This window comes from Marinoscillum luteum, assembly GCF_044005705.1.
GTDB lineage: Bacteria > Bacteroidota > Bacteroidia > Cytophagales > Cyclobacteriaceae > Marinoscillum > Marinoscillum luteum.
Genome location: NZ_JBIPKE010000017.1, coordinates 460868 through 485850 on the forward strand (window position 1 = coordinate 460868; position 24983 = coordinate 485850).

Annotated in this window: 24 protein-coding genes; 12 read left to right on the plus strand and 12 right to left on the minus strand. The window is 48.1% G+C overall.

From position 1 onward, the window contains the following. Position 1 precedes the first annotated feature (1 nt). From ACHKAR_RS13265 to ACHKAR_RS13290, 6 genes are all read right to left on the minus strand, one after another. Positions 2 to 589 carry a hypothetical protein gene (locus ACHKAR_RS13265; protein WP_159584830.1) on the minus strand — a complete coding sequence of 196 codons (588 nt, stop codon included), beginning with the start codon at positions 587 to 589 and terminating at the stop codon, positions 2 to 4. Next, positions 589 to 1596 carry a 3-oxoacyl-ACP synthase III family protein gene (locus ACHKAR_RS13270; RefSeq protein ID WP_395417753.1) on the minus strand — a complete coding sequence of 336 codons (1008 nt, stop codon included), beginning with the start codon at positions 1594 to 1596 and terminating at the stop codon, positions 589 to 591. The genes ACHKAR_RS13265 and ACHKAR_RS13270 overlap by 1 nt, the downstream gene beginning before the upstream one ends. A gap of 107 nt (positions 1597 to 1703) precedes the next feature. Then, entirely contained in the window at positions 1704 to 3227 is a 1524-nt protein-coding gene (locus ACHKAR_RS13275) for a hypothetical protein (protein WP_395417754.1), read from the minus strand. 81 nt (positions 3228 to 3308) lie between these two features. Next, positions 3309 to 5291, minus strand: a complete 1983-nt coding sequence (locus ACHKAR_RS13280; RefSeq protein ID WP_395417755.1) for an OmpA family protein — start codon at positions 5289 to 5291, stop codon at positions 3309 to 3311. 62 nt (positions 5292 to 5353) lie between these two features. Further along, complete coding sequence (locus ACHKAR_RS13285) at positions 5354 to 6082, minus strand: SOS response-associated peptidase (RefSeq protein ID WP_395417756.1); 729 nt, start codon at positions 6080 to 6082, stop codon at positions 5354 to 5356. A 2-nt stretch (positions 6083 to 6084) separates the two neighbouring features. After that, positions 6085 to 7041, minus strand: a complete 957-nt coding sequence (locus tag ACHKAR_RS13290; protein WP_395417757.1) for a YheT family hydrolase — start codon at positions 7039 to 7041, stop codon at positions 6085 to 6087. Between the two features lie 137 nt (positions 7042 to 7178). Here ACHKAR_RS13290 and ACHKAR_RS13295 point away from each other — a divergent pair, with 137 nt between their 5' ends. Then, complete coding sequence (locus ACHKAR_RS13295) at positions 7179 to 8816, plus strand: pyruvate dehydrogenase complex dihydrolipoamide acetyltransferase (protein WP_395417758.1); 1638 nt, start codon at positions 7179 to 7181, stop codon at positions 8814 to 8816. A 78-nt stretch (positions 8817 to 8894) separates the two neighbouring features. Then, complete coding sequence (gene hslV / locus ACHKAR_RS13300) at positions 8895 to 9440, plus strand: ATP-dependent protease subunit HslV (RefSeq protein ID WP_159584823.1); 546 nt, start codon at positions 8895 to 8897, stop codon at positions 9438 to 9440. A gap of 174 nt (positions 9441 to 9614) precedes the next feature. Here the strand turns inward: hslV and ACHKAR_RS13305 are convergent, their stop codons facing one another. After that, positions 9615 to 9914 (minus strand): nucleotidyltransferase domain-containing protein, encoded by a 300-nt coding sequence (locus ACHKAR_RS13305; protein ID WP_395417759.1) that lies wholly within the window; start codon positions 9912 to 9914, stop codon positions 9615 to 9617. Positions 9915 to 9997: 83 nt separating this feature from the next. Beyond that, positions 9998 to 10588, minus strand: a complete 591-nt coding sequence (locus tag ACHKAR_RS13310) for a LemA family protein (protein WP_395417760.1) — start codon at positions 10586 to 10588, stop codon at positions 9998 to 10000. 65 nt (positions 10589 to 10653) lie between these two features. On the opposite strand from ACHKAR_RS13310, the gene ACHKAR_RS13315 reads away from it, so the two are divergent. The 6 genes from ACHKAR_RS13315 (at position 10654) to ACHKAR_RS13340 (ending at position 14792) form a co-directional block, all read left to right on the plus strand. Beyond that, positions 10654 to 11532 (plus strand): TPM domain-containing protein, encoded by an 879-nt coding sequence (locus tag ACHKAR_RS13315; protein ID WP_395417761.1) that lies wholly within the window; start codon positions 10654 to 10656, stop codon positions 11530 to 11532. A 15-nt stretch (positions 11533 to 11547) separates the two neighbouring features. Then, complete coding sequence (locus ACHKAR_RS13320; protein WP_395417762.1) at positions 11548 to 12201, plus strand: TPM domain-containing protein; 654 nt, start codon at positions 11548 to 11550, stop codon at positions 12199 to 12201. Positions 12202 to 12514: 313 nt separating this feature from the next. Beyond that, the gene (locus ACHKAR_RS13325) at positions 12515 to 12736 is read left to right on the plus strand and encodes a DUF433 domain-containing protein (RefSeq protein ID WP_159584819.1); all 222 of its coding nucleotides are present in this window, start codon (positions 12515 to 12517) and stop codon (positions 12734 to 12736) included. After that, entirely contained in the window at positions 12733 to 13074 is a 342-nt protein-coding gene (locus tag ACHKAR_RS13330) for a DUF5615 family PIN-like protein (RefSeq protein ID WP_395417763.1), read from the plus strand. Before ACHKAR_RS13325 ends, ACHKAR_RS13330 begins: the two co-directional genes overlap by 4 nt. Before the next feature lie 653 nt (positions 13075 to 13727). Beyond that, a complete protein-coding gene (locus ACHKAR_RS13335; RefSeq protein ID WP_395417764.1) occupies positions 13728 to 14363 on the plus strand; it encodes an AbiU2 domain-containing protein in 636 nt (211 codons plus the stop codon). A gap of 3 nt (positions 14364 to 14366) precedes the next feature. Then, entirely contained in the window at positions 14367 to 14792 is a 426-nt protein-coding gene (locus ACHKAR_RS13340; protein WP_395417766.1) for a hypothetical protein, read from the plus strand. A 106-nt stretch (positions 14793 to 14898) separates the two neighbouring features. Here ACHKAR_RS13340 and ACHKAR_RS13345 read toward each other — a convergent pair whose 3' ends face one another. Next, the gene (locus tag ACHKAR_RS13345) at positions 14899 to 17268 is read right to left on the minus strand and encodes an endonuclease (protein ID WP_395417768.1); all 2370 of its coding nucleotides are present in this window, start codon (positions 17266 to 17268) and stop codon (positions 14899 to 14901) included. Positions 17269 to 17532: 264 nt separating this feature from the next. Here ACHKAR_RS13345 and ACHKAR_RS13350 point away from each other — a divergent pair, with 264 nt between their 5' ends. Further along, the gene (locus ACHKAR_RS13350; RefSeq protein WP_395417770.1) at positions 17533 to 19020 is read left to right on the plus strand and encodes a hypothetical protein; all 1488 of its coding nucleotides are present in this window, start codon (positions 17533 to 17535) and stop codon (positions 19018 to 19020) included. 4 nt (positions 19021 to 19024) lie between these two features. On the opposite strand, the gene ACHKAR_RS13355 is transcribed toward ACHKAR_RS13350, so the two are convergent. The 3 genes from ACHKAR_RS13355 to ACHKAR_RS13365 form a co-directional block, all read right to left on the minus strand. Further along, complete coding sequence (locus tag ACHKAR_RS13355) at positions 19025 to 20080, minus strand: NAD(P)H-dependent glycerol-3-phosphate dehydrogenase (protein ID WP_159584811.1); 1056 nt, start codon at positions 20078 to 20080, stop codon at positions 19025 to 19027. Then, a complete protein-coding gene (locus ACHKAR_RS13360; protein ID WP_159584810.1) occupies positions 20058 to 21734 on the minus strand; it encodes a 1-acyl-sn-glycerol-3-phosphate acyltransferase in 1677 nt (558 codons plus the stop codon). The genes ACHKAR_RS13355 and ACHKAR_RS13360 overlap by 23 nt, the downstream gene beginning before the upstream one ends. Positions 21735 to 21802: 68 nt before the next feature. Continuing rightward, complete coding sequence (locus ACHKAR_RS13365) at positions 21803 to 22708, minus strand: PhzF family phenazine biosynthesis protein (RefSeq protein WP_395417772.1); 906 nt, start codon at positions 22706 to 22708, stop codon at positions 21803 to 21805. Between the two features lie 124 nt (positions 22709 to 22832). Between ACHKAR_RS13365 and ACHKAR_RS13370 the strand changes: the two genes are divergently transcribed. The 3 genes from ACHKAR_RS13370 to ACHKAR_RS13380 all read left to right on the plus strand — a co-directional run bounded on the left by ACHKAR_RS13370 (position 22833) and on the right by ACHKAR_RS13380 (position 24962). Next, the gene (locus ACHKAR_RS13370) at positions 22833 to 23807 is read left to right on the plus strand and encodes a polyprenyl synthetase family protein (RefSeq protein WP_159584808.1); all 975 of its coding nucleotides are present in this window, start codon (positions 22833 to 22835) and stop codon (positions 23805 to 23807) included. Between the two features lie 208 nt (positions 23808 to 24015). After that, positions 24016 to 24444: an FKBP-type peptidyl-prolyl cis-trans isomerase gene (locus tag ACHKAR_RS13375; RefSeq protein WP_395417775.1), complete on the plus strand. Its 429-nt coding sequence runs from the start codon at positions 24016 to 24018 to the stop codon at positions 24442 to 24444. 107 nt (positions 24445 to 24551) lie between these two features. After that, on the plus strand, positions 24552 to 24962 hold the full coding sequence (locus tag ACHKAR_RS13380; protein WP_395417777.1) for a hypothetical protein: 411 nt from the start codon (positions 24552 to 24554) through the stop codon (positions 24960 to 24962). Positions 24963 to 24983 lie beyond the last annotated feature (21 nt).

Genomic DNA, 24983 nt, shown 5'->3' on the forward strand with positions numbered 1-24983 from the left:
ATTACTGGAGGTAGTTCAAAAATCGGGCAAAACTATTCAATGCGAATGATTCATATTCAGACCAGGCCGTCACAGGCAGACAATCACTGATTTTTATAAAACCTTTTTCCTCGATATGCTGACTCACGGTTGCTCTGGTAAGTGTTGAGATTTGTTGATAATTGTTTTCCTGGTAATGATAATCCCAAGGCTGATCATTCACACAAAAGTATAAAGCATTTTGCGCCAAAATGTTGTCAATAATTCTGGATTTGTTTTGTTGGAGGAAGTCACCCTGCAGGTGAAGGGTACAACTGAAGTGGTGACCCCACCAGAGCATAGCGCGAAAAGCGAACACCTCTTTTTGGGTGAAAAGCCTCGGGTAATCCAATATGAAATAAGGAAGGCCCTGGTATTGTTCTCCTTTTGAGATCTTTCCAGCTTTCAGAAAAGTGCCCACCGGAAACTGGAAGGGCATTTCTTTGATCTCGTCAGCCAGCGCCCGTTCTATTTTGGCCAGGTATTGGATGATTTTTTCAGACAAGCTGTTTTTCAGCTTCAAAAAATTCTGATCATTCAATATGTCCAACTCCTCGGGTGTAGGTTTCATCACCAGCGAATCAAAGCAGAAGCCCAGGTAAATCCACTTCCAAATGCTGCCAGACACACCAGGTCTCCGGGCTTGATCTTTCCTTCCAAATGCGCTTCACTTAAGGCTATGGGAATGGAGGCCGCTGTGGTGTTGCCATAGCGCATGATGTTGTTATAGACATTGTCATCTCCCAGGCCCATCTTTTTCTGGATGAACTGGCTGATGCGCAGGTTGGCCTGATGAGGAATGAGCATGTCTATATCGGAAGCCTGAAAACCATTGGTCATCAGCGCCTCTTGGATTACTTCGCTGAAACGGGTCACCGCATGTTTAAAGACAAAGTTGCCATTCATGTAAGGGTAGTAGCTGGTGTCTTCAGGGTCATTTTCAGTCATGATTTTATCTACCCACCGGTTAGTGGCGGGCCCGATCAGTGCCAGTTCTTTGGCGTGTTTCCCTTCTGAGTGGAGGTGGGTGGAGAGGATACCTTTGGTGGTATCTTCTGACCTGGACAGTACCACAGCACCTGCTCCATCGCCAAAGATCACGGTTACTCCCCGTCCCCGGGTTGATTTCTCAAGTCCACCTGAATGATATTCACTTCCGATCACGAGCACATTTTTGTACATACCCGTTTTCACAAACTGATCTGCCACTGAAAGTCCATAGATGAATCCGCTACACTGGTTTCGCACATCCAGTGCCCCGATTTCTCTGATGCCCAGGAGCTCCTGTACCTGTACACCCGGCCCCGGGAAATAGTAGTCTGGGCTCAGGGTAGCAAATACAATGAAGTCTATGTCATCTGGGGTAAGCCCCGCATTTTCAATGGCTATTTTGGCGGCTTTGGTCCCCATGGTAGAGGGCATGTCGTCCGTTGTGGGGTCTATCCATCGCCGTTCTTTGATCCCGGTTCTTTCCTCTATCCACTCGTCAGAGGTTTCCATATATTGTTCCAGGTCTTTGTTAGTAACTACATTGTCTGGTACGTAGTGGCCTATGCCGGAGATTTTTGAGGTGTACATGCCGTAGGGTTTTTATGGGGTTAATGATTTCAACTGTTTTCAAAAATAGAGCTAAAAGGACATATTTCCCCTAGATATCCCAACCTAAATGCGGTATTGTTTGCTCCTTATTTCACTGAAAAATCCTTGACATGTGTGGTAGGCTCGCCGGAGGTGTCGTGAATTTCAAACTTTTCTTCCATGAGAATTTTTCCATTCTGGATAATTTCCACTTTGAATGTTTCGTCTCCGATAATTCTCGTACTGTACCTTCCTGTTTGGTCTATGGGAGAACTGAAATATTCGTCGAGGTATTGATAGGGGCGAAAGCGAATTTCGGCGTTGGTCAGGGCCGTACCCCTGGTCTCGTCATAAATCCGACCCTCTATTTTTACTTTTTGCACCTCCCAGAAGAAATATATGTCAAACCCACCTTTTGAATGCAGTCGGTCGGAGACAAAGTATCCGGAGGTCTGATTGTCATTCATTTTGAAGTGAAGCTCATCATTTGGAGAATTGATGGGCCAGCCCATGTTCTCGGGCTCTGACCATGAGAAGGAGGACGGGTCGTAGTAGCTCACGTAGATGTCATATCCTCCTATTCCACCGGGTCTGTTGGAGCTAAAGTATAAGGTTTTTTCGTCGGGAGACAGGTAAGGACTGTCTTCATTGTAATCTGAGTTGATACTGGTAGAGAAGGGGGCAGGTTTGCTCCACTTGCCATTGGCCGGATCCCTGAAGGACTCATAAATATCCAGGCCATCGGTGTCTTCATCTGAGGCGAAAATGATACGATCTTCGTGTTCGTTGATGAAAAAGTGCGATGCCAGGTGATTATTGGAGATGCGGGCGTCAAACTCCACCGGAGTGGTCCAGCTGCTGCCGGAGGGTTGGCTGTAAAATAGATCACCACCGTTTTCTTCGCGGAAGAGGAAGAGTTTCCCATCGTCATTTATCACCTCTATGTTCGCATTTTTACGGGTGAAAGTGCCCAGATTTTTAACCTCCTGTATTGGCTCCCAGCCGTTGGGTCCACTTTTGGTGTAGTAGATGGCGAATGGCTTTTCGCCACTGCCCTTCCTGTCAGAAGCAAAAAGTAATTCATTTTCACCCTCAAAGTACACGGGGGTCAGTTCTGAAGAAGACGAGTTCACTGGGCTTTCCAGCTGATGAATTTCGTAGTTGTCAGGATTGTTGAAGAATTCTTTTAGTTGGGTGCTGTGCTCCACCATTTCCAGTGATTCTTCCTCGGCATTTCCAGCGTAGGCTATTTTCTGGTGAAATTTTTCAAAAGCTGAAACGGCTTCACTGATTTGGTATCGTCTGGTATAGATCTGACCCAGCCAGTAGTAGTAGTGATCGTCGGAGCTACCATAGGAGCTTTCAAAACTCAATATTTTGGTTAGCGACTTGTCATCACCCTCAGGGCTGAGGAGTGTGGCAATCTCCATTTTATACTCCAGGTCCTGATATTTCGGATCGATTGCTGCAGTTTCTTTAAAGTACCCGAGAGCTAGCGGATACCGGTGTTCTCCCAGGCTTTCCAGCCCTTTTTCGTAGCTTTTTGCTTCCTTTTGAGCAAATGAGAAAAGGGACAAGAAGACTCCGACTCCAAATAGGAGTGTTCTTGTCAAAGTTGTTTTTGGCGCCATTTTGAATGAAAATTAACTTTGCACCTCAAGTTATTTAAAAAATTGACGTATCGGGATGCAGCTGTGGCGAAATTTTTACGCTTACTGTAGCACTCGGAATTCTATGCGTCGGTTCAATGCCCTGCCATCCACCTCATCATCATTGGACGCCATGGGCCGGCTTTCACCATACCCTGTCGTGGCAATTCGCGATGGATCTATGCCCTTTTCTACCAACCAGGTTTTTACAGATTCGGCCCTTCTTTGGGAAACGATAAGATTTGCCTGTTTGGAGCCTATGTTATCGGTATGCCCAGAGACCTCAATCCGGATCTTCGGATTAGTTGTTAAGAATGTCAGCAACTGGTTCAATATGGGATCAGATTCCTTACGGAGCTGACTGGTGCCAAACTCAAAATAAACATTTCTCAGGGTCGTGTTTTGATGGTCACTGGTGTTTTCACTGGTGATCTCCTGAGTTTGTTCAGTATCCTGATTTTCTTCGGGTGACTGGTTAAACCGAGCCTCCAGTGCTGCTCTTTGTTCAGCTTCGAGCTCGGGTGGAAGCAGATAAAAATCTTTGAAGTGTATCACATTGTCACCTTCGGCGCCATCGACGGTAAAAATTTGATTCATGAGGGTATCAAAACCCTGAAGTACTTCTACCCTAAAGCTCTCATTGGCAATGATGTTGGTTTTGTACCTCCCGGAGGAGTCAAGCTTTGACCGGAAGTATTCGTCCAGATACTGAGCAGGGTGAAAGCGGATTTCGCCATGAGTGACAGGCTCCTGGGAGATGCCATCTATCACACGCCCTTCTATAGTGGTCTTCTGTATTTTCCAGAAAAAGTAGATATCATAATCCCCAATAGAGTGTATTCTATTGGAAGAAAAATAACCGGAATTGAGGTCGGGGTTAATTTTAAAATTGACCTCATCATCAGGGGAGTTGATGGGCCAGCCCATGTTCACCGGATCCGACCATTGGCGGGTTTCCGGATCCAACTCAGAGACATACAGATCATACCCTCCCACGCCATTGGGTCGGTCTGATGAGAAATAGAATTTGGTTTCATCTTCTGATAGAAAGGGACTGTCTTCGTTGGCTGTGGAGTTGAGGTTGGTAGCAAAAGGGTGCGGTTTTTCCCACTTGCCCGTTTCGGCATCCTTGAAGGACTCCATCAGGTCCAGGCCATTCTTCTTGTTTTTGGAGGCGAAAATGATTCTGTCCTCGTGTTCATTGATGTAAAAATGTGAACCAAGTTTGGTGGAAGTGATTTTACTATCGAATTCCACGGGCTTGGTCCATCCACTGGCCGTCAGCTCACTGTAAAAAAGATCACCTTTTTTGGCGTTGAAATGAAAGAGTTTACCATCGTTGTTCACGACTTCCACATTCGTCATTTCCCTTTTGAAAGAGCCTAACACAGAGATTTCTGTGGGAGCATTCCACCCCATGTCACCACTCGTTGCCTGGTAAATGATAAAGTCATCCTGATCAGGATTGACTCTGTTGGAAGCGAAAAGTAGCTCGTCTTTTTCTTCAAAATATACCGGGCTTAGTTCGGCATATTCAGTATTGATTGGTTTGCCGAGCTGGTGTACCTCATAGTTATCAGGGTTATCAAAAAATGCAATCAACCTTTCGGTTTGAGCGATGAAATCCTTCGTTTCCATCACGATTTCCTCGCTTTTATAGGCTTTCTGCTTCAGAAATTTTTGCCATGATTCTACGGCCTCCGGGAACATGTATCGGTTAGCAAAGACACGTCCCATCCAGTAATGGTAGAACTTGTCAGTTTTTTGCTTGATCTCACTGTATTTGATAATGGCATCCAGAGGTCGTTCGCGGTATGCTTTTTGCGTGAGCAGGCTCAGTTCTAGTCGGTAGTCTGAGTCTTTGTAGGACTTTCCGGAGGCGGAAATTTCCTGAAAAAAGTAGGCTGCTGCCGGAAAATCTTCATCATAGAAGGCATAGAGCCCTTTGTTGTAGAGTTTTTTTTCCTTCTGTGCGTGGACACAAGAAAGGGTCAAGAAAGTGGCAAACAGGCATAATGTGACTCCCTTTTTAAGTGATATTCTCATATTTTACTAAGCAAATAAAAAATACTCCGGCGCTGGCTTTGGGAGGTAATTAATGCAGAAACTTAACTGAACAAGGTATAATTTCCAAACTGATCTGCTGGAGGTGCAGGCTTTACCAGTCCCTCGTCGTTGTTCTTTAAGTCAGTCAGACGTGGGCTCACAGCGTGCATTTTCAGGCCGCCTGGAGCGATGTTATCGAGTATCTCCCCGAGCTGGCTAAGGTTGGTGTCATCATTCATCCAACTCGCAGCTTGTTCGCTATTGAGGATGGCGGGCATGTCTTCCTGATAGTCTTGCAATGGTTCTGAGGAAGGAACCACCAGCATATTAAAGGTGCTGTTCACATTGCCCTGAAGGTCATCAAATTCCTCCCAAACTCCCGCTATGGCAAAAGGAAGCTGATACTTATAGTAGCAGAAATAAGGAACCCGTTGCTTTTTGCTGAGCTGCTTCCAAACGTAAAATCCGTTGACTAAAATAAGGCATCGATCGGCTTGCAGTATCTTTTTGTACGCAGGCCTTTGCAGAGCATTGTCACTGGTGAGATTGAACAGTCGCGGGCTGATGGATTTATTGTTGGCCATCGTATCAGTGATGCCCCAATGAAAATATTGAATCTGTCCCGGTTTTTTGTTGGTGATTACCGGGAGTCTTTGTGCCGGAGCGGCATTGTAGCTTTCCTGGTAAGGATTCTGGTTCTTCACGGAAAACTTTTGCTCAAGCTCCTCTATGGGGCAGAAAATGGTATAGCGATCGTACACAGACGGAAAGATAGCATGCTTTGGACGCAAATCTAATGATGCTGGCAAAATTCAAGGGCACGCCACTCAGACCAGAAGTAGGGTTGACTGCTTTTTTGATAGAAGCCGACATGACCGCCATGTTTGGTGGTTTCCAGATGTACCAGTGGGAGGTCGGCGGTCAGCTCGTGATCCACGCTTTCCTGGCTGAGCAGGGGGTCATTGATGGAGTTGAGAATGAGCGTTGGTACTTTGATGCCCTTGAGGAAATATTTGGCGCTGCACTGGCGGTAATAGTCCGTGGCATCCTGGAAGCCGTGGAGCGGAGCAGTGTAGTGATCGTCAAAGTCTCTGAGGGTTTTTACCCGCCTCAGCTTTTCCACATCGATTTGATCGGGCATCAAAAAGGCCTTTTCGCGTATTTTCTTTTTGAGGTTTCGGAGAAAGCGCTTTTCATAAATGAGCCCATTGGCAGTATGCAGTTTGTCAACCCCCGCATCCAGGTCCAGGGGAGCAGAGATGGCTACACCACGCCTGACCTGTGGATAGCGAGCGGCCTCACCGAGGTATTTGAGGGTCAGGTTGCCACCCAGGCTAAAGCCCACCAGACTAATATCCTCATAATCGGGTAGGGCGGCTTGTACCACGCTATCCAGGTCTTCTGTGGCTCCGCTATGGTAAAAGCGGGCGGTTCGGTTCATTTCGCCACTACATCCCCGGAAGTTCCAGGTGAGCACATCATAGCCGTTTTCATAGAAGCACTTGGCCATTCCCAGCATATAGGGCCTGTCGGAGCTGCCTTCTAGCCCATGCTGGATAATAACCAGTCGGGAGCAACCCTGCTTTCGCCAGTCCAGGTCCAGAAAGTCACCATCGGGAGTATCCACTCTTTGATGGGTCGCCGGAGCCACTTTTTTTACTTTTCTGAAAAGCGCCGGATAGATGGTTTCCAGGTGCGAAGAGAAGAATCGTTTGGGCCGGGTATAGTCAAAGTTGTCTTTCGCTGGCATTTGAAATTTTTAAAAAAAGAAGTCCCTATTTTTCCAATTTGTTATAATATCCAAATTAAAGGATTAAAGATGTTGGAGAAAAACCGACATGGATTAACTTTGGAATTGTTTGATAAGATATAAATAATGCGGATAAAATGGCTGAAGTAATCAGAATGCCAAAGATGAGTGACACCATGGAAGAGGGCGTCATCGCATCATGGATAAAAAAAGAGGGTGATGAAGTGTCTTCTGGGGATGTGCTGGCAGAAGTGGAGACCGATAAGGCCACTATGGAGTTGGAGTCCTATCAGGATGGAGTGCTTTTATACATAGGCATAAAGGAGCAGGAATCAGTGGCTGTGGATGGTGTGATTGCCATCATCGGCGAGAAAGGTGAAGATATCTCCGGTTTGCTCAAGGACATTGAAAGTGGTGGATCCAATGGAGCTTCTGAAAAGAAGGAGGAAGCTGCAGACGCACCAGCCCCGGCAAAGGCGGAGGCAGTGGATACTTCTGGGATTAAGGCTACAGTGATCCGCATGCCGAAGATGAGTGATACCATGGAAGAGGGTGTAATCTCTGCCTGGATCAAGAAAGAAGGTGATCAAGTAGAGGCAGGTGATGTGCTGGCTGAGGTGGAAACCGACAAAGCCACCATGGAACTGGAGGCTTATGAGGACGGAACTCTCCTTCATATAGCAATAGAAGATGGCGGATCTGTGCCGATCGATGGTGTGATTGCCATCATAGGAGAGGCAGGTGCCGACTGGAAAACACTATTGAAAGCTGAAGCAGCTGGTGGAGCCGCTCCAGCCAAAACAGAAGATAAACCAAAGGAAGAAAGTGTATCAGCCGCCAGCGCTGCGCCTGAGGCCAAAGCTGTGGCAGATACGCCATCCAGCTCCAGCAATGGAAGACTGAAAGCATCTCCTTTGGCAAAGAAAATAGCCCAGGAAAAAGGATATGATCTTGGCCAGATTGCCGGATCAGGTGACGGTGGCAGGATTGTGAAGAAGGATGTGGAGGACTTTAAGCCTTCGCAGGCAGCTCCCAAGGCGGAAGCAAAGGCAGCAGAAGCCCCGGCATTCAGTATTCCATCTGTAGTGGGTGAAGAACACTCGGTAGATGTGAAAGTGACTCAGATGCGCAAGACCATCGCGAAGCGATTGTCTGAAAGCAAATTCACGGCGCCACACTTCTACATCACCATGGAGATCAACATGGACAAGGCGATTGCGGCACGAGCCAGCATGAACGAGATGTCCCCGGTGAAGCTCTCCTTCAACGATATGGTGGTGAAGGCCACTGCTGCGGCATTGCGTCAGCATCCTGATGTGAATGTGAGCTGGAACGGAGATGTGATGAAGAAGCATTCTCACATCCATATAGGTGTGGCCATGGCCCTGCCAGAGGGATTGATCGTGCCGGTGATTCGCTTTGCGGATAACAAGTCTCTTTCGCACATTTCTGCAGAAGTGAAAGACTTTAGCCAGAAGGCAAAAAACAAACAACTGACTCCAGACGACTACACGGGCAATACATTTACTATTTCCAATCTTGGAATGTTCGGTGTAGAGGACTTTACTGCGATTGTCAACCCACCAGATGCTTGTATCCTGGCTGTGGGAGGTATCAAGGAGACCGTGATAGTGAAGAATGGCGAGATGAAGCCTGGCAACGTGATGAAAGTGACCCTTTCGTGCGACCACAGAGCTGTGGATGGAGCCGTAGGTGCGGCCTTCCTCAAAACACTCAAAGGACTGCTGGAAGACCCTGTGAGAATTTTGATTTAAGGAATCAGACAAACCATATAAAGAGATGTCCCGTTATGCAATGACGGGACATTTTTATTATAGAATAAGCGATATAACATGGGAAAAGTAAAAATAAGATCTACCACGGTGGTGGCCATCAAGCACAATGGTCAGGTGGCCATAGGGGCAGATGGCCAGGCCACAATGGGCAACACAGTGGCTAAGAGCAACGTGAAGAAGATTCGCAAACTGCAGGATGGTAAGATCATTACTGGTTTTGCAGGGTCTACGGCCGATGCCTTCACCCTACTGGAGCGCCTGGAAGAGAAACTGGCTACCTATACCGGCAATATGAAACGTGCCGCGGTGGAGTTGGCCAAAGACTGGCGCACCGACCGCTACCTCAGGAGGTTGGAGGCCATGATGATCGTGGTGGACAAAGGGGAGATACTGGTGATCTCCGGCACTGGCGATGTGCTGGAGCCCGATGACGACATAGCTTCTATTGGCTCAGGCAGTATGTATGCCCGTGCTGCGGCTATCGCACTAAAGCGCCATGCTCCTGATATGACGGCCGAGGAAATGGTGCGTGAGAGCCTGGGCATTGCCGCAGATATCTGCATTTACACCAACCACAACCTGGTGGTGGAGACGGTGAAGTAAATATGAGGAAGGGGAGGAGCAGTCTGACGACAGGTTAGGTTGCTTCTTTTTTTAACGCTCACCTTTTCTCACTCAGAGGATAAATGCTGGAGGTTCGTTGAAGCGCATGTTCAAGATGATGAAAGTGCAACTCAGACTCTTTTCTTGCAGCGTTGAATCTCATTTGCCAGTCTTTCATAGCAGTTGTCCTTTTAACGCTTCCTGATAAATATGGTCTTGCTCATCGGGTGCACTCGCCGATCTCACGATTACGTCAATTTTCTGATCTCCTATTAATTGTTTGACTCTGGCTTTAAAGGTGAGTTTTTTCGTGAGGAGCTGTGTGGGATCATTCGTTCGGATTAGTAAATCCAGATCACCACCTTTCGTATCATTGGAGACCCGTGATCCAAAGAGGTATACCTCGCAGGAATTGCCAAAAATGGATTTGGCGGTTTTTTTGATGTGAGCAATATCCGAATTTGAGACTCTCATGGATTCAAAGATAGATATTTGATTTGGTCAAAAAAGAAGAGCCCGGTTGATCATGAAACCACCCGAGCTCAATGCACTAGACCTTAAAACTGTACCTCAGGCGCTTTTTCGGCACCTTCATCGGCGGCAAACAATGCCTTGCGCTCAAAGCCTGCCCAGCCCGAAATGAAATTATTGGGAAACACCCGGATAAATGTGTTGTAGTCCTGAGCGGTTTCATTAAACCTTTTTCTGGCTACGGCTATACGGTTTTCTGTACCTTCCAGCTGTGCTTGCAGCTCCAGAAAGTTCTGATTAGACTTCAGGTCGGGGTATTTCTCCACGGTGACCAGCAGTCTGGAGAGTGCAGAATTTAGCTGACCCTGGGCTGCCTGAAACTGTTGCATGTTTTCCGCAGTAAGATTGTTGGCATCCAGGTTAATGCTGGAGGCTTTGGATCGGGCTTCCGTCACACCTATGAGTACATCCTGCTCCTGTTGAGCAAATCCCTTTACAGTATTGACCAGGTTGGGGATGAGATCACTTCGACGCTGATATTGGGTTTCCACATTGGACCACTCAGTATTGACAGCCTCTTCTTTGGTGACCATGGAGTTGTACTTACCGGAAAAGAAGTTGTAGATGAGAAAAACCGCCACAATGATGACGATAATGGTTATCCATTTTTTATTCATGGTGTTTCAATTTAATTTTTGAATTGTGTTGACTAAGTTACAAGGATAAGAGAACAAACGACATTGTGAAAATTCGGATACTGATACCTCTATTTATTTTTCTTTCATTGTGTGCATGGTCACAGGATGTAGCCCTGCCGGACCTGACCCGGCGAGTAACGGACCTTACGGGCACGCTCACCCCGGCTGAGCAGAGTAGCCTGGAGCAGAAGCTCTTGAACTATGAAAATACGAAAGGCAGCCAGGTAGTGGTGGTGCTGATCCCCACCACAGGTGAGGAGACCATCGAGCAATACAGCATTCGCCTGGGAGAGGCGTGGAAAATAGGCAGACAGGGCGCAGATGATGGCGTGATCATGCTCTTTGCCATGACTGATAGAAAAATGCGGATAGAGGTGGGCTATGGTCTGGAGGGAGCGCTTACGGATGCACTTTCCAAGCGCATCATTATCAACGTCATTACACCGGAGTTTCGGTCCGGACATTTTTATAAAGGGATCGACAGTGGTGTGGATGTAGTGATCAGCGCCATTATGGGTGAAGAACTGCCTCCGGCAGTGAAGCGGCGATCCACCAACAGCACTTCGTCCAAAAGCTGGGTGCTTCCCGTGCTGGTTTTAGGCTTTATTTTCACCGGAATACTCAAAACTGTACTGACCAAAAAACTGGGCAAGGGCAAAGCCACTGGCCTGAGCGCGGTGATTGTGTTTATTCTTGGCTGGCTTCTCATCGGGCTGGCGGCAGGGATATTCATCGCCATCATCGTGGCCATCTTCATGAGTGTACCGTCCAATGGTGGTAGAGGGGGTCGTGGTGGCGGCGGCATGTACTGGGGCGGAGGTTTCGGTGGCGGTGGCGGCTACTCTGGTGGAGGCGGCGGCTTTGGCGGGTTCTCCGGTGGAGGCGGCGGTTTCGGTGGCGGTGGTGCTTCTGGTGGGTGGTAATATTAAAACAGAACAATGGCTAAGAAATATACTTTTACAGAATCAGAAAAGCAGCAGGTAGAGCAGGCCGTGAAAGACCTGGAAACGGTCTCCTGTGGGGAAATAGTGCCCTATTTTGTGGGATCAAGTGATGACTATGCCGAAGCTTCTTGGTACGTGAGTACTTTGCTGTCGGGGTTCACCCTGGTGCTGGTAGGCGTACTTTCCTACACATGGATGCTGCCGTTTCGCATCACCCCCATGGAGGTGGCCATCGTGGCTTTTGTGGCTTTGGTGATTGGCTTTTTGTTTCCCCTCCTCTTTCCCCAGGCCAAGCGCTGGATCATACCTAAGGAGCGACAGGCTCAGCGGGTACGCCAAAGGGCGCTGGAGGCATTTTTGAATGAGAAAGTGTTTGAGACAGAGGAGCGGGTGGGGATACTGATATTCGTGAGCCGCCAAGAGCACATGGTGCTGGTGCTGGGTGATGAGGGCATTAGCCGAAAAGTACAGACCGCCGACTGGCAGACGGTGGTGGACGAGGTGGTCATGGGCGTGAAGGCCAACCAAATTGGGGAAGGATTGGTAAAAGCCATCGGTATTTGTAAGGAGCTGCTCCTCAAAAATGGTTTTGTCCGAAAGTCTACCGACACCAACGAGTTGGATGATGGGCTGAGGATAGAGGACTGACCAAACTAAATCTACTTATTTCAGGGGTGAAAATGTCTGATGCTTCGACGGAGCTCAGCATGACATTTTCACAGCAAAGTGTCTTTGGGCATTGTCACACTTAGCTCCATCGAAGAGTAAGACAATGCCTATACAATCGCCCCGTCTTACCGAAAGCCATTCACCAGATGAGATTTCCGCCTGCGCGGGAATGACGCAACTCAACGGAAGTGCCTTCATCAACGCCCTCTAGGTCTCGATTGATGAAACTTTGCACTAAACATTCGGTTTACATGCTTACAATTGACTTGAGCAAATGATGTATATTTAACCTATGGATTATAGACAGTTTTTGGAAATCCGAGCGGACAAACGATTTGGGAAGCCCTGCATTATAGGAACCAGAATTTCGGTTTATGATGTGTTGAACTGGCTGTCGAACGGAATGAGCCGTGAAGACATCAAATCTGATTTCGAAGAATTGACTGACGAAATGATTGACGCTTGCCTGGCTTATGCCGCCGATAAGGAAAGGAGACTAATTTCAGTTCAGTGACCTTATTATTTGATCAGAACATCTCACCCAGAATTCTTAGAGCGCTCCCTCCAGAGTTTTCAAATTGCCAGCAGGTGAGATTTGTTGGATTAGAAAATTCATCTGATTTTGAGATCTTCCAATATGCCCGGGAGAATCATTTTGCCATAGTGACTTTTGACTCAGATTTTGTGGACCTCAATGCCATGCACGGAGCACCTCCAAAGGTCATTTACCTGAATACTGGTAATCTTACCACCAAGAATATTTCTGAACTTATCATTAGCAACATACTGAGAATCACCCATTATTTGGGTTCAGAATCTGATGACATTCTGGAGCTCATAAAGGCTTCTTAACCTCTTCTCCTGGGTGGATAAAAGAGAGCTTCCCAGAAAATGTCTGATGCTTCGACGGAGCTCAGCATGACCTTTTCAATCGACGTGGCGCTGGGCATTATCACGCTGAGCCCGGTATTGTTATCTGATCTCGGCATTGTTATTTCGAGCTCGGCATTGTCACTCTGAGCTCCGTCGAAGAGTAAGACAATGCCATCAACCTACCTGATGGTTCGATAGACTCACCTTCGTAGATGGGAAGACAGTGCATAAACTCCCTCGTGGAAAAGTGCTGCAGGAGAGGTCATAAGTCGCGCAGGAAGGATCATAAGTCATGCAGGAAGGGTAAAAGATACTGAGGGACGAAATAAAATTCCGCAGGGAGAGGCCCGTCTCCCGCAGGGCGAAATATTATTTCGCAGGCCTCATTATCAACAGCGCAGGACGGGCTCCAAACCCTGCAGGGAAACCCGGGAAGGCGCAGCGCGCCAGCGCACCAAAGTTTACATCTGGCAAATCCTCCAGGGTTTTCAAAATGCTTGACTCGTAGTGGTTATATGGCTAGCTTGGGGTGATACTATTAGTAAGTATGTGGAACTTTGTTTCATATATTCAGATGTTGTAAGCCATATGAAATGACGGAGACTGAGATTAAGAAAAACTTCTTGAACTGCATGGGTAACGAACTTGGAACATCGTTTTTTGCGATGTACAAGGAACTCATTTGGACATCAAAAAAATGGGAAGAATATCAAGACTTGTTTACAACCAACTCTGAACGAATTAAGATTGTCAATCAATCTGCACCACTCTTTTTCTCAATAATTATGGACTCGCTAGAAAATGATATTCTTTTGTCTATTTCTAGATTAACCGATCCTCTAACGACTGGAAAATTTAAAAACGCCTCACTAAGGCGCGCATTGCCTGAAGTATCTGATGAAGCAACTAGGGAGAAGTTAACCTCCCAAATAGATTCCTTGGAAACAATAGTTAAAACTATACGAGAAAAACGGAACAAGAATATCTCGCATATTGACTTTGACCATCTTTTTCAAATCCCATCAGATTCAATAGTTGTGGTTAAATACACTGAAATTGAAGATGCATTGAATCAAATTCAAAAAATTTTCAATCAAATCGAACAGCATTTTTGTAAGTCCTCAATAGTATTCGAATGCTTCCCAAGTATGGGAGGAGCTTATGAACTCCTCAGACTTTTGGATCAGGGATTGCAATTTGATGAGGCAGTTCAACTGCAAAGGGGGAAATCACCTATCACGATAACTCCATCTAAAAAGGAAATCTAGGTCATGAGCAGATCAAAATCTTTTTTACAACGAAATACCTTGAACGGGAGATCCACTATACGGACGAACCTGATCGCAACCTTAACCTTAGCCACTATTCTCATCGGTTTACTACTTTTTTACTGGAGTGAAAAACGCCGTGAGCAAGTGCTTGAATGGTATTGTGGAGATTTTGGGACCTATGGTAAGACCCTTGTTCTTTTCAAGAATAACACTTTTAGCTTTACTTATTTTGGATGTAACTACAACGGAGGCTCGTTGAAGGGTAATTGGTCTATCGACGGTAATTTCCTGTTATTAGACCCAGAGATTGATGATGAACTGCTGGATACAAAGTATCTCAAAACGGAGGTTGACTTGGAGCCTGTGAGTTTGGACAGTGAAAAATTTACGATTTGCAAACAGTATCATGAAGGCATACGAATATGAGCAGAGAGAATGCAGTGACTTTCTTCTTACCTCCACCAACTCCCCTAAAAAAAACAAGGCGCTCAACCGAAATTGAGCGCCTTGTTGGTAATGGGGTCTGATCTCCTTACTCCACGATCAGCTTGCCTTTGAAGGTCTCCCCACCGCCTGTGACGGTGATAAAGTAAAACCTGCTACCGAACGTGCCGGTCTTGATCTGTGTGGTCAGGAAGCCATTGGCGGGCTTGCGAGTGTCGGTAAAGACAATCCTGCCATTCAGGTCGCTGATTTGTATCTGCAGGTAGTCTTCGGTCTTCACTTTCAGGTGTAGGTTCACAAAGTCCGCCGCAGGGTTGGGGTAGAGCTCCGTGGTGAAGGTGGTCGTTTCCTGTACCTCAGCGATCCTGCTGCCACTGGCAGCGATGGTCACGGCATAGTCTTCCACTTCGCCATAGCTGAAGGCCTCGCACGAGGTAGGTGCGCCATTGTACTTCATGCTCACCCGCATGGTGGTAATCCCCTCGGAGGCCGAGGTGGGGATGGTGATGCTGCCTGTGGTGGTAGATTGTATCGGTCCGGTGCTGAAGAGCTCTTCTCCGGCATCTGCAAAGTCCCCATCACGGTTCAGGTCCACCCATATTTTGACGTACTCATCATATACCCCGGATGGGAAAGCAGGTGTCAGGCTGAAGGAATAGGATTGTCCTTTGGCCACCGTGGTAGAGAGGCTGGTGTAGTTGCCATAACCACCGTCGTTGCCGCTGGAGTTGCTGATAGCCCCCAGGCTAAAGCTGGAAATGTACTCATAGGATGAGTTGTTGCCCTGAGAGGAGCAGTACCCTGTGGGCATGGTGCCACCTGTGCCGCCACCTCCTCCGCCGGAGCTACCGCCGGTGAGCAACCCCACATTGTCAAAATCGTCTTGTGCCAAAGTGGTCCATTCTGCGGTGCTGTAGGTGGACGAAGGGCCAGCCACGGTAGCTTTTCTTTGTAGAGTGACATTCTGTGCAAAGTTGCCCGAGCCGCCACTGAATGTACCGACAATATCCGTGAGCACATCATTCTCAAACAGCCCCACAGGATCATTGCCGTTGAAAGTCATCACAGAGCTCGAGGTGGTGAGGTCTGCCTTGGCCAGCAGGGTGCTGCCCGCACTGCTGTACACGATCACATACACACTCTGAGCGGGGAGCGTACCACTCAGACTGAGGGGAGAAGACCAGGAGCCTGCTCCGTTGGTTTGCTTCTTCAGGGTGTAGGCAGACAGGTCTACAGAGGTAGAGCCTATGTTGGCAATCTCAATGGCTTTGTTGTTGGAAGAGCCTTCCACATACTCGGAGATGATTACCGTGCCGGTGGAGCCACCACCGCCTCCTCCGCCACCACCCCCAATGGTGAAGGACTTGGTCTCTGAGGAAGTAAACTGTCCGCCACTGGCGAGTGTGCCCGCCGATGAGGTCCATTCATAAGATCCTGATCCGTAGCTGCAGCAGATACCATCGCCATACTGATCGTTGATGGTGAAGTCATAAGTACCATCAGCGAGGCAGAGGCTCTCCACATGAGCCGTGTTAGCAGCTGTGTAGCCACTTCCTGAGGCCACGGTGCTGCCATCCTTGGTCAGTGTCCAGGAGGTTTCTGCGGGGTAGTTGTCGGTCACGAGGGTGAAGGTCACTTCAGTGTCGGCACAGCTCCCGCCGCCACCACCGCCACCACCTCCGGAACCCCAGATAGAGGCCACGTATTCCGGGTGGTCAATGAATGGGTTTCTGTTTCCCTGATAGCTGAAAATGGCGTCATTTCTGTCCATTTCCAGAGTGGTCACAGGATCTTGCTCGTGCCACAGCAGCAGCACCGAAAGTTTTCCGTGAAAGGGCGTCTTGTCGGTGTTGGAGAGAATCTCTTCGGTGAGCTCCAGGTCGGGCTCGCCGTTTTCTCCTTCGTAGCGGGTGGCCATGTAAAAGATCATTCTGGCCACATCACCTTTCACCTCATCACCGGGATACCAGGTGTAGTCGGTTCCCGATTTGGCAGGTGTAGGGCCGGAGTAGTTGCCTGATCCGTCTATGTACTGTGTGCCGCCCTCATCAAAGGCCCTGTTGTTTCTGGCGGAGTTGGTGGAGACATCTTCCGCACGGATGTGGTGGATGTCGGTACCCGGCCCCATGGTGGTGCCAAAGTCTCCCCGTGATTTGGCCCAGACGTGCTCGCGGTTCCATCCGGCTCCACCGGCATATTCAGCGGCAGCGTCCATGGAGAAGCGCGAGTAGATGCCCATTACATTATTAGGATTGTTGGGATCCACATCAGTGACCTTCAGCAGGTCCCATACATTGGCATAGCTATATTCCGTATGACCATCGATGATGTCGTTCAGGGCAGATTTCAAAGCTTCCCCGGACAGTCCGTTTGCTGAGTTGTAATATCCGGCCGGAGCTTGCGCCCCCGCGGTGAATACAATGAGCAGTAGCAATAAGAGTGAGTAGGTTTTTTTCATGATACGTTTTGAATTAGGTTCCTCTAATATACCCTGAACCCGTACCTTTTGCGATTACAATATCCGGGCAGTAGTAAGCTGTAAAAGTGCCCTTTGGAAAGAGATAGATAAGAAAGTAGATGTTGTGTGAATGTTAAGATTTCGGAATAGATGGGCCATATGTGCTAAAAAAGCTCTTATTTAGGGTTGTCAACTGTGGGGCTGCGTACGGCATTGCAGATACAGCATCCATGGATTAGTAAAGTCGGATTCAACCAGCGGATAATGGATTTGATTCGAGAAATGGTCAATGTCATAGAACAGGACCGTCCGAAAACTTTTAACCTGCTCATACCGAGGGACTCCAAGCTCAAGAAACTCTATAAGCTTGTGGCTGCTGGTGGATTTTTGGATGATGTCTCGGCTGCACGCCAATTGTACCAGAGTGATCCCGGAGATAAGCGCTTCATCATGCTCAAAGGCAGCCTGATCAATAAGCTTTCGGAGCTTATTCTGGCTACCAACCATTCCGAACTCAACCGCCGAAACTACACCCGCATCAAATTCCAATGTGAGCGCCAGATGACCATTGCCAGGAAGCTGCTGTATGTGAATGTCTATCACAATGCAGAGCGGATCGCCAGGCGGGTGCTGAAGAAGGCTCGTAAATACCACCTGGTAGAAGTAGAACTGGAGTGTTTTCTGACTTTGCGAAAGGTCAACTACCTGAAAGGCTTCACCGGTGAGGTGGAAAAGCACCAGCAGGCCGTCTCAGAGCTGATAGGGCAGGTCAGGGTGTTGGATGTCTCCAAAGGGCTGGTGCAGGTGGTGCTCTCCGAGACCAAATTTATCCGGTCGCAGCGGCATGAGTTGGTGACCAAATGCGAAAAGCACATGGAAGCCCTCAGGGCTTACCATGAGCAATATGAGTCTCCTTTTTTGCGGTTGTATTTTCTGCGGATCGCCCTGGTGGCAGCGCATCAGCGAAATGATTTTGAGGAGTGGGGGAGAGTGCTTGAATTGCTCAAAGTACACCTCAGGGAGTATGCACACCTGGAAACGGAGCATGTGATGCTGGAGGTTAATGTATCCACCCTCAAATACTTCATTGCCACTGCCCGACTAAACCAGGCCAGGCCGGTACTGAAAAAACTCCTTAAGAGTACTTCCTTTGAAGCCTTCAATCGGTTTGAGGTACTGGTGGAGGAGTTTCAGCTGCTGATGCACCAGGGTGCTTATCGCGAAGCTTTAAAGCTACTGGAGACGGTGCACGAGGAGCCCAGGTTTCAGGAGTTGGACAAAATGGATCGTGCAGCCTGGGCCATCAGGTCAGCTTATCTCTTTGTGATCAGCCACATGACCGGCGAGCCCATGAAAGTACCGGGTTTCGATTTCAAAAAACTACATAAATTTTACCACGACTGTGCGCCGGTTTCTAAGGACAAGACGGGTTACAATCTGCAGTTTGTGGTGGTGCGGGTCATCCTCCTGCGGCTGAAAAATACGCTGGAATATGACAATGAAGCCAATAACCTCAAGGTGTACTATCAGCGGTATATCAAGGGGGATGCGCTGCCACGCACCAGGGCCTTCTATCAGTGCTTTGTGCGCCTGGTGAAGGAGCGATTTGAAGAAAAGGCATTTTACAGAGAGCGTGATCAACTGATTAAGGGCCTGACGGACCATAATGACCACCTGGAGTATAATGAATTGATCCGGTTCGAACTGCTGACCCTGCTGATGGAGAAGCTCACCCGAACCCGAAAGGAGTAGGAGTTTACATAAAATCTATCTCTGCCCGGAAGGGAAACTTCATCAGGTATTTGTGGGCATCACCCACGGTCATTTCCTGATTGATGATGCGGTAGAGTGTTTCGGTAATGGGGCACCTCACCTTATAGGTCTGTGAGAGCTCGTTGATGATCCGGATGGTCTTCACCCCTTCGGCCACCTCTTCCATAGATTCTATGATCTGATCGATGGTTTCTCCTTTGGCCAGGCGATTGCCTACCGTAAAATTCCTACTCAGGTGGCTGGAGCTGGTAGCCACCAGGTCACCCACACCCGCCAGTCCCAGAAAGGCCTCGGCATTGCCACCCAGGGCCTTGCCGATGTGTACCATTTCCACGAGTCCGCGGCTGATAAAAAGGGCCTTGGCATTTTCACCCAATTCCAGTCCTGCAATGGTGCCAGCGCCCACTGCGATGATGTTTTTTAAGATGCCGCAGAGCTCTATCCCAATGAGGTCATTGCTGCCATAGATCAGAAATCGATCATTTTTGAGCAGGTTTTGACCTACCCGGATCACTTCATCGAAGTGACTGGCCACCACAGTAGCTGCGGGTTTCTTCTCACTGATCTCACGGGCCAGGTTGGGGCCCGCCAGACACCCGATGCGAACCACGGAGCTTTCTTCCTTGATGACCTCACTCATCGTACGCACATGCTCACGGGAGAGTGGATTTTGTGCGTCAATTTTTTTAAGGTCCACATTCAGATCGAAGCCTTTGGTGCCATGAATGAGGATGTGATAGGGCCTAAGAAAAGGCGCCAGTTCTTTCATCATGGCCCGGAAATTGGCAGAAGGGACCACCGGGAAAATCACGTCGCAGGAGGTGCCTATGTACTCCAGATCATTGGTGACTTCTATGTGGTCATGGAGCTTGTGACCGGAGCTCTCTCGTGTGGAGTTGAGCAGCGCTGCCTTTTCAGCAGTGCGTGCGTAGAGAATCACGCGCTGGTTTTTTTCGGCCAGGATGTTAGATACGGCGGTGCCAAAGCTACCCGCCCCTATGACGCCTATTGGCTTTTCAGATGTGTTTTTCGAGCCCATAGCCTTCCATTCTGTTGTGGTAGTAATACAAAGTATTCATATCCTGAATGATGATCTTATCGCCCTTTTTGATCAATGGACGCTGAGCATGGTACATCCCCACATTGGCCAGACCGTGTACGATGGCCTCATCGGCTTTTTCCTTCAGGTGCTGTGCCGCACCCACTTTTCCTTTTCTTTCCAGCTTCAGTATGCGCTTGCGCAGTTTTTTCCAGGCTTTCTTAAATTCCTCATAGTCCAGTATGAGGTCTTCATCCGGTAGCCTCAGCAGGTTATACAGATCAAGTTTAGGATTTTTCCGCTCCAGCATTTTGAAGGCAGTATATGCCACCAGGTGACTGGCAAAAACCCGGTTGTATTTATGGTATTCTTCTACCACCCGCTTGGCCAGGATACGCACATATTCCTGCTCGCGCTGTAGATCTACAGTGATCTTGCCTTGCGAAATAAAATAGTCCTTTGGATCAATCGGCTGATTGGCGGCATCCACACTGTTACCTTCATTGTCTACATAGTTGCCCAGGATGTCCATCCCACGGCCTATGCTCACTGAGATATTGGAGCCCTTGGTGAAAAACTTGAGCAGAAACGTAGCAATCTTATAGGATGTTGTAAACTCATCAGCCTCCTTGTAATATCGCTCTTGCCCTGTGCGCTTCAGGTGCTCATTGATGAGTGCAGGAGCCTCCAGTGTGAAGTGATAGTTGATCACTACTGGCACCAAAAAGATCTTTCGGGCAGGCTTTTCCGGCGTTTCCTCCTGATACATGATCCGCTGCGCCTCTATGGCGGTGCTCATCAGACCAAGTTTTAGTGCTTTTTCTATCTGACCGGAGCGTGAGCGGGTGCCCCCAGGGAAAAACAGACTGTGACAGCCCCTTCTGAGCGCCTGACTGGAGTACGTTTTGAGGGTTTCCAGATACACAGGGTTTTTCTTTCTGCGGTCTACCTTATAGGCCCCCAGGCTATTCATGAAGTAGGCAAATATTTTCAGGTTGAAGAGGTTGAGCCCTGCGCCGTAGATGAATGCCGGTAACCCCAGAAACTGAATCACCCAGCCAATGAGGATAGAATCGAGGTTACTGAAATGTGTAGGTACCATCACCACGGTGCCCCTTTTGGCCAGCTCGCGAATGTGCTCGGGCTCACCTACTATGTTGATTTTGTCATCCAGGTCCAGCTGTCTGCTGAAGAGTGACGCAAAGCCTTTGACCCGGGTGGCATTGAGCAGCCGTGCAAAGCCAAAGGTGATAAACCCGCGTGCGAAGCGGTATGAATTCTTTTTGAAATTGCCGGAGATTTCTTCAGCATACCGGCGAATGATCTCGGTGAGCAAGCCCTCCTCTACGGCTTTGGCTTCTTCCGGTGGCAGTGCGCTGCTGTCACTGAGCCTGTCCTGCACACTTTTCCAGAATGATTTCTCATCCTTAGGGTCTACCCTCCACGGGTTGGCTTTGATGCGGAGTTTTTCCCTGTATACGGTCATTTCCAGCTCTTCCCGCAGGGATCTGCCACGGGTGATGTGCTTCAGGTTGTTGAAAGACTCGGTGGTTACTTCCTCTATAAATTGTTTTCGGTCCTTGGCCAGCTGCACGATTGGCCACTGCTTTGTCCGGGGTATAATTTCAGAATATCTGGCTTTCTGTCTTCTCATTCACAGGAGATTGTAATCAACTTAATCTACGGGTGCTGTTTTTTATGGATGCAAGTTAGGGATAAATGCTACATCAGTTCTAAAAAGTGGAAGCCTTTACCCACAAAGACGCATTTTCCGCCCACTTTCACTGCTGTGATGTTCCCCTGGCTGTCCACATCCGCATCCAGATGAAGCTTGCTGCGTCGTCCCATCTCACATCCCTGTAGGCTCAGTATAGGTCCGGACACCAGCTGGTGTTTGGTCAGGTAGCTGATGAGCGGGCCGTTGGCAGAGCCGGTAGCCGGGTCTTCCAGTATGCCTACCTCAGGGCCAAACATCCGGCCTTGCACATCGCCATCTTTCACTCCGGTTTTGGTGAAGGTGTAAACAATTGATTTATTGAATTCTGAGCGAAGGTTGTCCCACAGATGCGGTCTGAATCTGATTTTTCCCAGCGCTTCCACCGACTTTAGGGGTACAATGAGCGTGTTGTTTCCACAGGAAACCTCCTCGATGGGCAGATCATCCAGGTCTTCAATATCCAGAGAAAGCAGCTCAGCCACTTGCCAGGCTTTTTCGTTGTGCGTCGGCCCGAAAACGGGTAGCGGATGATGCATCGTGACCATGGCCGGGTGATGGTCTTCAAACTCCACAAACACATCCACAGCACCTATGGGTTGGTTCAGCGTGATTTTTAATGATCCTTCTTTCGCAAGATTATGCATCCTGGCCATGTAATATGCCGTACCTACTGTGGGATGTCCGGCAGTAGGCAATTCTTTTTCGGGAGTGAAAATTCGCATGGAGTAGTTGCTGTTCTCCTTAGGGGGAAAAAGAAAAACCGTTTCGGACAGGTTCATTTCTCTGGCTATCTTCTGAAACAGGTGCTCATTGATTGCACTGGCATCCGGAAAAATCGCCAGCGGGTTTCCACCATATTTTTCGTCTGTAAAGACGTCCAAAAGATAATACTCAGCTTGTTTGATGCTCATAGAGGGATTTGATAAAAAACGAAGTAAACTAAAAAACCCTTTGAGTATAACAAAAGGTTAGATCACAAATAAACAGATTTGTAATGCAGTTGTGAGATGTTAATATTGCAGCTGGATAATTCACATGCCCATACAACTCAAAGATATACAAGAGCCGGTAGCTGCGGAAATGTCAGAATTCGAACAGAAGTTTCGAAAGAGCATGCGCAGCAATGTGATGCTGCTTGATAAAATCACCAGTTACATCGTGCGTCGCAAGGGTAAGCAGATGCGCCCTTTGTTTGTGTTTCTGAGTGCCGGAGCGGCTGGCGGTATCAATGAGTCCACTTATAGGGGAGCTTCGCTGATCGAACTGCTGCACACCGCCACTCTGGTGCACGACGATGTGGTGGATGATTCCCACTATCGCCGTGGCTTCTTTTCAGTCAATGCCCTTTGGAAAAATAAGATTGCCGTATTGGTAGGTGACTTTTTGCTCTCCAGAGGATTGTTACTTTCACTCAATAATGACGATTTTGATTTGCTCAAGATCGTTTCCAATGCGGTGAAAGAGATGAGTGAAGGTGAGCTGCTACAAATGGAGAAGGCCCGAAAGCTGGACATCACCGAAGAAGTGTATTATGACATCATTCGTCAGAAAACAGCCAGTCTGATCACAGCCTGCTGCAGGGTGGGGGCCTCTTCTGCCGGAGCAGACCCGGAGGTGATCGAGCGCATGACCCAGTTTGGGGAAAATGTGGGGATGGCCTTTCAGATCAAAGATGACCTGTTTGATTACGGCACCTTCGAAATAGGGAAGCCCACGGGTATAGACATTAAAGAAAAGAAAATGACTCTTCCGCTGATTTACGCCCTCAATCAGGTGGGCAGGTCCGAGAAGAAGCGAATCCGTAGGATGATCAAAAGAAGTGCAGATGAGCCTAAGCTTGTCAACGAAGTAATTGACTTTGTGAAAGCCTCCGGAGGAATCAAGTATGCCACGGATGTGATGACTGATTATCATCAGAAAGCCAATAAATTATTGGCTGAATTGCCCGAATCGACCTACCGGACCTCTCTGGAGCAGCTGGTGCAGTTTACCATAGACCGCACCAAGTAGTCTGATCGGAGAGGTTAAAGTATTGAAATTCAATGCATAAAAATGCGATTTTGGTTTTAAACCCTCCCTCATTTGTTAACTTTGCGTACTCAAACCGGTTGATAAAGTCGGTATAATGTCAGGTTGCAGCTGCTATTGATCCATTCCGGAGTGCCTAGTGTCTTTGTCTGGCCAGATAAAAATTTCAAAAAAACCAATAACAACAATTATGAGTATTGCAAAAGCGAATGATACCGTGAAGGTACATTACACCGGAAAGCTTACTAGCGGACAAGTATTTGATTCTTCGTTGGAGCGTGATCCACTTCAGTTTACCGTAGGTGGAGGCCAGATGATCAAAGGCTTTGACGAGGCTGTAAATGGAATGGCCATCAGCGAGAAAAAAACCGTAACGATCCCTTCAGCGGAGGCTTATGGTGATAGAAATGATGAGTTGATCCAGACAGTGCCCCGCACTGAGCTACCTGCTGATATGAAGCCCGAGGCTGGTCAGACGTTGGTCGCTACCAATGACAATGGTCAGCAGACTCACGTGATCGTGCAGGAAGTGACTGAGGAGGCCATCACCATTGACGCCAATCACCCGTTGGCTGGTCAGGATTTGATCTTCGAGATCGAACTTGTGGAGATCGTATAGTCATCAGAAATATTAAGCGTAATCAAACCTCATCTGGTCTCAGGTGAGGTTTTTTTGTGCGAGATTATCAATTGAGTTATGTTTGAATTGCACTAAATGACTAACTAATGAAGAATAACACTGCCTTATTTGTAATGATCTCTTTGCTCACCATTACCAGCCTTTACGGTCAATACCAGGAACCAACCAAAAGCGCTCAATATGAAGCGGGATTGCTGCTCCAAAAGTTTTCAAAGCAATATTTTGCAGGTACGGCTTTGGTGGGGGGAGGCTATTTATTCACCACCCTTGCTCTATCTGGCAATCAGCCCAATGAACCTATGGTCATCGCTGGCTCTTTGATGGCTTTATGCGGAGCAGTGGTAATGATCGCCAGCCATGGTCAAATAGGCAAAGCCGGAGAGAAGTTGATGATTTCCAGCCAATCACTCAGCTATACAGATCAAAAAGTGAATAGTTTAGGGATAAGGTGGAAGATAGGTTCACGTAAGCAGCATCGGTTTCTGGCGGGCAATTAGGGCCGGATTTTGATGATTTCC

Coding starts and splice junctions, on each gene's coding strand:
- ACHKAR_RS13325 (WP_159584819.1), top strand. CDS start 12,515: ATGGATTATAGACAGTTTTTGGAAATCCGAGCGGACAAACGATTTGGG.
- ACHKAR_RS13265 (WP_159584830.1), bottom strand. CDS start 589: ATGAAACCTACACCCGAGGAGTTGGACATATTGAATGATCAGAATTTT.
- ACHKAR_RS13280 (WP_395417755.1), bottom strand. CDS start 5,291: ATGAGAATATCACTTAAAAAGGGAGTCACATTATGCCTGTTTGCCACT.
- ACHKAR_RS13295 (WP_395417758.1), top strand. CDS start 7,179: ATGGCTGAAGTAATCAGAATGCCAAAGATGAGTGACACCATGGAAGAG.
- ACHKAR_RS13360 (WP_159584810.1), bottom strand. CDS start 21,734: ATGAGAAGACAGAAAGCCAGATATTCTGAAATTATACCCCGGACAAAG.
- ACHKAR_RS13345 (WP_395417768.1), bottom strand. CDS start 17,268: ATGAAAAAAACCTACTCACTCTTATTGCTACTGCTCATTGTATTCACC.
- ACHKAR_RS13350 (WP_395417770.1), top strand. CDS start 17,533: ATGGATTTGATTCGAGAAATGGTCAATGTCATAGAACAGGACCGTCCG.
- ACHKAR_RS13340 (WP_395417766.1), top strand. CDS start 14,367: ATGAGCAGATCAAAATCTTTTTTACAACGAAATACCTTGAACGGGAGA.
- ACHKAR_RS13365 (WP_395417772.1), bottom strand. CDS start 22,708: ATGAGCATCAAACAAGCTGAGTATTATCTTTTGGACGTCTTTACAGAC.
- ACHKAR_RS13270 (WP_395417753.1), bottom strand. CDS start 1,596: ATGTACACCTCAAAAATCTCCGGCATAGGCCACTACGTACCAGACAAT.
- ACHKAR_RS13355 (WP_159584811.1), bottom strand. CDS start 20,080: ATGGGCTCGAAAAACACATCTGAAAAGCCAATAGGCGTCATAGGGGCG.
- hslV (WP_159584823.1), top strand. CDS start 8,895: ATGGGAAAAGTAAAAATAAGATCTACCACGGTGGTGGCCATCAAGCAC.
- ACHKAR_RS13335 (WP_395417764.1), top strand. CDS start 13,728: ATGGGTAACGAACTTGGAACATCGTTTTTTGCGATGTACAAGGAACTC.
- ACHKAR_RS13305 (WP_395417759.1), bottom strand. CDS start 9,914: ATGAGAGTCTCAAATTCGGATATTGCTCACATCAAAAAAACCGCCAAA.
- ACHKAR_RS13375 (WP_395417775.1), top strand. CDS start 24,016: ATGAGTATTGCAAAAGCGAATGATACCGTGAAGGTACATTACACCGGA.
- ACHKAR_RS13275 (WP_395417754.1), bottom strand. CDS start 3,227: ATGGCGCCAAAAACAACTTTGACAAGAACACTCCTATTTGGAGTCGGA.
- ACHKAR_RS13320 (WP_395417762.1), top strand. CDS start 11,548: ATGGCTAAGAAATATACTTTTACAGAATCAGAAAAGCAGCAGGTAGAG.
- ACHKAR_RS13380 (WP_395417777.1), top strand. CDS start 24,552: ATGAAGAATAACACTGCCTTATTTGTAATGATCTCTTTGCTCACCATT.
- ACHKAR_RS13310 (WP_395417760.1), bottom strand. CDS start 10,588: ATGAATAAAAAATGGATAACCATTATCGTCATCATTGTGGCGGTTTTT.
- ACHKAR_RS13370 (WP_159584808.1), top strand. CDS start 22,833: ATGCCCATACAACTCAAAGATATACAAGAGCCGGTAGCTGCGGAAATG.
- ACHKAR_RS13290 (WP_395417757.1), bottom strand. CDS start 7,041: ATGCCAGCGAAAGACAACTTTGACTATACCCGGCCCAAACGATTCTTC.